The sequence below is a fragment of the Pantoea sp. B65 genome, assembly GCF_047308185.1.
GTDB lineage: Bacteria > Pseudomonadota > Gammaproteobacteria > Enterobacterales > Enterobacteriaceae > Erwinia.
The window spans coordinates 301,372-307,888 of sequence record NZ_JAHXPU010000016.1 but is presented as its reverse complement, the minus strand read 5'-3'; the positions used below and the strand labels follow the sequence as shown (position 1 = coordinate 307,888).

General features: G+C 59.8%; 3 protein-coding genes. All 3 read right to left on the bottom strand.

Going from position 1 to position 6,517, the window contains the following annotated elements:
- On the bottom strand, positions 1 to 4,073 hold a 4,073-nt coding region (locus JWF83_RS06825), incomplete at its 3' end, for a DUF6531 domain-containing protein (protein ID WP_413649434.1).
- A 3-nt stretch (positions 4,074 to 4,076) separates the two neighbouring features.
- A complete protein-coding gene (locus JWF83_RS06820; RefSeq protein ID WP_413649433.1) occupies positions 4,077 to 4,508 on the bottom strand; it encodes a DcrB-related protein in 432 nt (143 codons plus the stop codon).
- The gene (locus tag JWF83_RS06815) at positions 4,505 to 6,436 is read right to left on the bottom strand and encodes a type VI secretion system Vgr family protein (RefSeq protein ID WP_413649432.1); all 1,932 of its coding nucleotides are present in this window, start codon (positions 6,434 to 6,436) and stop codon (positions 4,505 to 4,507) included. The genes JWF83_RS06820 and JWF83_RS06815 overlap by 4 nt, the downstream gene beginning before the upstream one ends.
- Between the last annotated feature and the right edge of the window lie 81 nt (positions 6,437 to 6,517).

Below are 6,517 nucleotides of genomic sequence, written 5' to 3'. Positions count from 1 at the left end.
TCCGGCTGGGTAAACCGCCCGGTCACCGGGTCATAATAACGGAAAAGATTGTAGTGCAGCCCGGTTTCTCTGTCCAGATACTGTCCCTGAAAGCGCAGATTCTGCGGCACCACCAGCTTAGCGGTATGGCTTTCATACAGGGTCCCGCCCCAGCTGCTGAAACGTCCCTGCCACACCACTTCACCGTGTTCGTCGGTCAGTCGTTCCGGCAAACCGTTCAGTTCGCTGTGATACCAGCGGATCTGCCGGCTGTCACCGGTGATATCCACCCGCGCCAGCGGCTCCCAGCTGCCTTCACTGTACAGATAGCGCACGCTGCGATCCGGCGTGCGGCTGCTCTGCTCGCCCACCATCTGCAGACCCTGCCAGTGGAAAGTAATCACTTCAGCGTCAGATTCTGCCTGCCCGTGGCGATACAGTATTTTATGCGTGCGCCGGCCCAGTACATCATAGCGGTACTGTACCCGCTGGTATTCCGGGTGCCCGCTCAGCCGCACTCCGGTGACCTGATGCTCCGCGTTATAACTGAAGTGCTGTTCCGGTGCGCCCTGTTCAGCCCTGCGCCACAGCAGACGACCAAAGCCATCATACTGCTGGCGCGCGCCTTTCAGCCTGCGCAGCAGGTTATGCCACACCACCTCACCGGCGGTGTCGGTACGGTTACCCGCCGGGTCGTAATAACAACGCTCTTCCAGCCCGTCTGCAATGCGGTGAGTCAGCTGCCCCGCCGCATCATAACCAAAGCGCTGCTGACTGAAGGCTGGCGCAGGATCTCCCGGTGCCAGCGACATCAGCATCTGCTGCGCCACCTGATCGAGACGATCCCACTGATAACGGCGTTCCAGCACCGCATTCCGGCGCATTACAATACGGCCTGCCGGATCGTAGCGCGTTTCCAGCGTCAGCGGCCCCTGACTGCGACTGATTTCACGATGCAGACGGTCACGGCCATAAGCGGCAATTTCAGCCTGCTGCCCGCCATGCTGCCAGTTGTGCTGCAACAGATGCCCGCTGCCGTAACGCAGGAAACTCTGCGTGCTGCCGTCCGGCCCCTGACTTTGCTGCAGATTGCCCAGCGCATCGTACTGATACTGCCAGCTGCCGCTGTGGTTCTGCTCACTCTGCAGACTGCCCAGCGCATCCGCCGTCAGGCTCAGCTGCTCATCCCACTCCGGCTCCACGGCCTGCTGCTGCGCCGCCTGCCATTCAGCCTGCGTGGTGCGCTGAATGGTGACGCTGCGCCCGGCATACTGATAGCGGGTGACACTCTCCGCGTTGCTTTTTGTCGCCAGCCGGCCCGACAGATCATATTCCAGCCGCGAAACCAGCGGCGCCTGCGGTTCACCGTTCTGCGCCAGCGGCTGCTGTGTCACCGAGGTGACCTGACCACGCGCATTATAGCCATAACTTTCCCGCCGTCCGGCGTAATCGGTCTGCGCCAGCAGGCGTTCGCCGCTGTCCCAGGCAAAATGCCAGCTGTCATTGTTCGGGTTAATCAGCCGGGTCAGGCGGCCAAAACGATCATAATCAAAACGGGTGTGATGACCCGCCGGATCGGTCTGGCAAATCACCTGTCCGCGCACGTTGCGCCGTACTCTGCGTTCGGAAAAACCGTCAGTATTCTCACCGACCAGCTGTCCGTGCATATCGTATTCGTAGCGGGTTTCGCGGTTATCCGCACGTATAATCGCCTGAATACGCCCGGCGGCGCTCCGGCGACAGGAGGTGGTGTTGCCTTCCGCATCGGTGGTACTCAGCAGCCTGCCCGTTGCGTCATACTGCGAATGGCTGCGGTAGCCTGAACAGTCCTCAGCGCTGATCATCTGGCCGCGCTGGTTCCAGCCGAAACGGCGCGTATTGCCCGCCGCATCGGTTTCGGTAATCAAATCCCCCTGCGGGTTCCATTCCAGGCGCGTAACGCCACCCAGCGGATCGGTTACCGCCACCACATCGCCCAGTGCGTTATGCTGATAACGCCAGCAGGCGCCGCCGGCCAGCACTTCCTGTTGCGGCAGTGACCAGACCGGATGCCAGACCGTCAGCCGGGCTTCCCCCAGCGGATTATGCATGGCAGTCAGATTGCCGCGCTCATCATAGTCATATTCCCAGCGCCCGCCGTCGGGAGCGGTGACCGCCTGCAGCAGCTCGCCCTGATCCGCCCACTGATAGCGCCACTCCGCGCCATACATATCTGTCCAGGCGGTAATACGATGCTGCGCATCCCACTGATGGTGGCTGCTGCCACCGGAAAGACAGGTCACCGTCGCGTTACGCGCCAGCTCATCGCTGTCAATGATCCAGCTTTCCAGCGTCTGCTGCCGGTCGTCCACCACCTGATAACCGGTCACCCGCCAGCAGCTGCCATCCGCTGCCGGTCGCCACTGGTAATTTACTGTCAGGCCGGTCACATAGCGGTGGCTGGCCAGCATATCGCTGGCGCGATCCCAGCTGAAACGTCGGGTGGTGACGTCATCAGCGTCGGTGACGCTGACCAGCTGTCCCTGCTCATTATAGCCGTAACGTACCAGCGGATAACGCTGCCCCTGAACCCGCTGATGCACCGCCGCCAGGCGGCCATGCACCGGTTCATAGCTGAGCTCTGCCACCATTGCCTCATTATCACCGGCGACAGCAATCAGCTGGCCCGCTTCATTCCAGCTCAGATGCTGGCAGTTGTCGTGACGGTCATAGATGCGGGCAATGCGCCATTCGCCCTCACGTGTCGGATCCGGTTCATACAGCTGATGCTCACCTTCACTGGTCTGTAACACCACCACGCCCTCAGACGTGCAGTAAAGCGTCAGGCCGTCCTCAGCGAACTGAATCACATCCCCCGCACGCACCGCCCCCATCTCCAGCTCGCGACCCGCCATATCCCGCCAGCGAAAATGCAGTTCCCCGCTGGCCGCACGATAGCGAATCAGCCGGCTTTCAAACGGCAGCATCCACCCCTGGCCCAGCATTCCGGTCGCCGGATTACGGCTGTGGTAAACACGCTGCCAGTAAAGCGGGATACGATCTTCCAGTACAAAATCAAGATCTTCAGCGCCGGCAAGGATCTTGGCGCCGGTGGCGATACTGACCGGATGGAGGGTTTGCACCGCACGGGCGGCAATGCCGCCTGCCGCTTCGCCCGCCGCGGCGGAAAAGATCGGGCAGGGAATACTGCGCAGCAGCCTGCGCACCATCACCCGGTCAAAAGCGCGGCCCGCCAGTTGCAGCAGCTGTTTCAGCTCACCGCCGCCAGCCATCCCGCCGATAAACCAGGCCAGAAAGTTTTTACCGCTGCGAATATCCCGGACCACAATGCTGTCGCCACCGATACGCACCCGCGGATCGTCGCCGACCTCGATTTTTGCCTCGCAGGTGCTGCGGTCGCCATTGCGCGCGGCGGGATGACCATTAATCAGTACCTTTTTAGATCCTTCGGCGAGGAAAATCCGGCTGCTGTCCCTGTGCTTTTTGCATGACACGGTATCCCTGTCGGCTGGCGTACTCTCAGGGCTGGCAGCGGCGACCATCGGCTGAGAAAGGTCTGTCCACAGCGTGCTGAAGAAGTCAGCGACATCCGCTGCGGCGGCCTGGCTGATTTTCTCCCCCAGCGCGCTGAAAAAAGCGCCCGGGCGGGCGACGGTCGCGGCGATACCCGCCGCCATGCCGACAGCAATTTCCCATGCGGAAGGCCCCTGCTCCTGTTCAGCACCGGCGGGCGCATTAAGAAAGGCATGATCGACGGTGCCGGCGGCGCGCGCCGCCAGCCTGCCCTTAATACGCACATTGCCGGAACCACTGGTGATCACCGCATCCGGTGGCCCGGTCAGACCCAGTGCGCCGATAAGGCGCTCCACCGCCCCGCCGGCGGCATTGCCCCAGCGTTCAGGAAAACCAGTAGCGATGGCGCCAATGGTCAGGCCAATTCCCAGCGCAATACCCACGCCGCCCGCCACCATGGCGGTACTGGCAAGAAAAATCCCGGCGTAGATGGCTCCTTCCACCACCCCGCTGACAAAGTCACTCAGTAGTGAGCTGTGGATCAACGGATCATCGATTCTCGCGGCGACCTTATCTGCCATCAGTCAGACTTCCGCCATACCGGGAATAAACGCCTGCCGAATCGCCTGCCAGGCCAGACGCTGCTGCGCAGTAAACTGACCCGCGGTGCTGAAGGTTAATGCCAGTAAATGATCCTGCGCCCAGGCCACCAGCAGCTGTTGTTCCACTACCACACCCTGATTTTCAAAGCGCATCGCCACCTGCTGCGCGGGTAGCGGGCCCAGCGTGCTCTCTTCGGGTAACTGCGCGCTAAACTTTTTCATCTTGCGCTTCACTTTTTGCAATTGCTGCTGCAAAAAGGCATCCATCTGATCGGCCGTTACCTGCCAGTCGCGGGTAACCACCAGCGTTGCGCATAAACCGGCAAGACGCAGGACGGTGATACTCTGATCCTGGACGACGGCGGGCAGATGCAGCGAGCCCTCAGATAAGACATATTGCACGGGCAGGTTCATTTGCTCCCCCCGGCATCTTTACTGGCGAACACCCTGCGGACTTCTGCGGCAATTTCCTCCGGCGTTGGCGCCGGCGCCGGCGCCGCGGCTGGCTGATTGATATTCAGATCGAGTGTGCCGCCGGTGTTGATTTCACCCTGCCCGGAAGCATTGATCTGGAAGTTTCTGCACTGTAATGAAATGGTGCCATTGGGGTTCATGACCAGCAGGCTGTCACCGGTGACAAAGGTGATGCCGCTGCTGGCCGCCAGCATAACGTTGCTGTTCGATTTCAATATATAGTCAGTGCCGACCAGCTCGCTGCGGGCGTATTGCGTCTGCTGGGCGTACTGGCCGCTGACTTTGCTGGCAAAGCTTTTCTCAATGCTGATGGAGTGATTACCGCCGACAGCATGGGTTTCATCATTCTTCACCCGGGTATCCATATTGCGCTCAGCCTGCAGCCACAGCTGTTCCGCACCGCGTTTATCTTCAAAACGCAGCGCATTGGCATTGTCCGCCGTGCCGTTTTTACTGCGGCTGATAAAGCCCATCTGGGTGGCGGCGGCTGGTAATGTCCACGGCGGCATACTGGCTTCGTTATACAACCGACCGGTGATAATCGGCCGATCCGGGTCACCGTTAATAAAATCGATCACCACCTCATCACCGACGCGCGGGATCTGTACGCCGCCGAAACCCTGACCGGCCCAGGCGCTGGAGACGCGCAGCCAGCAGGAGCTGGTGTCGTCGCCTTTTGCCAGCCGGTCCCAGTGGAACTTCACCTTTACCCGGCCATATTTATCCGTCCAGATAGACTCCCCCTGCGGCCCCACCACCCGCGCGGTTTGCGGGCCGCAGGTGCGCGGCCACTCGCTGCCCTGCAGCGGACGGAAGGTGACATCCGCCGGGATCACCATAAAGTTGATCTGATAAACGCGGCTGCCATCATCACCACTGGCGTAGCTGTTCTCTTCCAGTTCGTAACTGGCGCTCACCACCAGATAGTCATCACTGTCGCTGGCAAAGGGCGGATTGCTGAGCGTAAAAGTGTACCCCGGCGCCACCCCGGGGGCGTTGCCCCGCGCATCAATGCGCTGATACTGCGTCTGCCATGCCTGCTGGCGGATACGGGCATAGTATTCGCCCTGGGCATGGTGCACGAAACGCCCCGGCCATTCGTAGTAGTCAATCTGCCCCGGCGCGGTGGACGCCGGATTCTGTCGTGCCTGAAACAGCCAGGCGTTTGGCTGGCGGAAGTCGTAGTCATCAAGGCTGTAGAGACCCGGCGTCACCTGCTCGCTGATCGCCCACTGCGTAATGCCCTCTTCCCCGATGCGGCCTGCGGACGGGGTGGCGTAATAAGGGATAACCTCATAGCCGCTGAATGGCTGCCGGGATGCGGAGTCCATCAGCACCAGCGTATGCCTGTCGGCTTCATGACGGAAAAAATAGAAAATCCCTTCCAGCTCCATTAGCCGCGAAATAAAGTTATAGCTGCTCTCCTGATACTGTACGCAGTATTCCCAGCAACGATATTCGCCGGTCAGATGGTCTTCGACCGCAACGCTATATTCGCCCAGTACGGTTTTAATAATATCCGGCACCCGCTGTTGCTGAAAAATACGCTGATTGCGATCGCGCTGCAGTGGCCATAAGTCCGACTCCATACACAGGCTATATACCGTATAACGTGTCCCGCTCAGTTCAGTGCTCTGCACATTCACCGCGGTGATTTTACCGTTAAGGTAGCGTGACGCGGCCAGCACCGGCTGGGTGGGGAGGGTCAGAGTGATCGGTTGCCCGAGCAGTGTTTTGCGATCAAGGTCCGCATTGCTGCTCAGCAGGCAGACATTCAGCGTAAACGGGCGGGACAACTCCTCGGTACCGGACAGTTTCCAGAAAAGAAGTCCTTCGGCAGGTAATTGCACAGAAATACGTTCAGGCATAGGATTCCATCCCGATAATAATTAATTCCGTTTTATTTATATGGCATACTATTTATATACAAAAAATTAATTGCGAATATA

Excerpts from the sequence above, each read along its gene's own strand:
- JWF83_RS06820 (WP_413649433.1), bottom strand. The coding sequence starts at position 4,508 with ATGAACCTGCCCGTGCAATATGTCTTATCTGAGGGCTCGCTGCATCTG.
- JWF83_RS06815 (WP_413649432.1), bottom strand. The coding sequence starts at position 6,436 with ATGCCTGAACGTATTTCTGTGCAATTACCTGCCGAAGGACTTCTTTTC.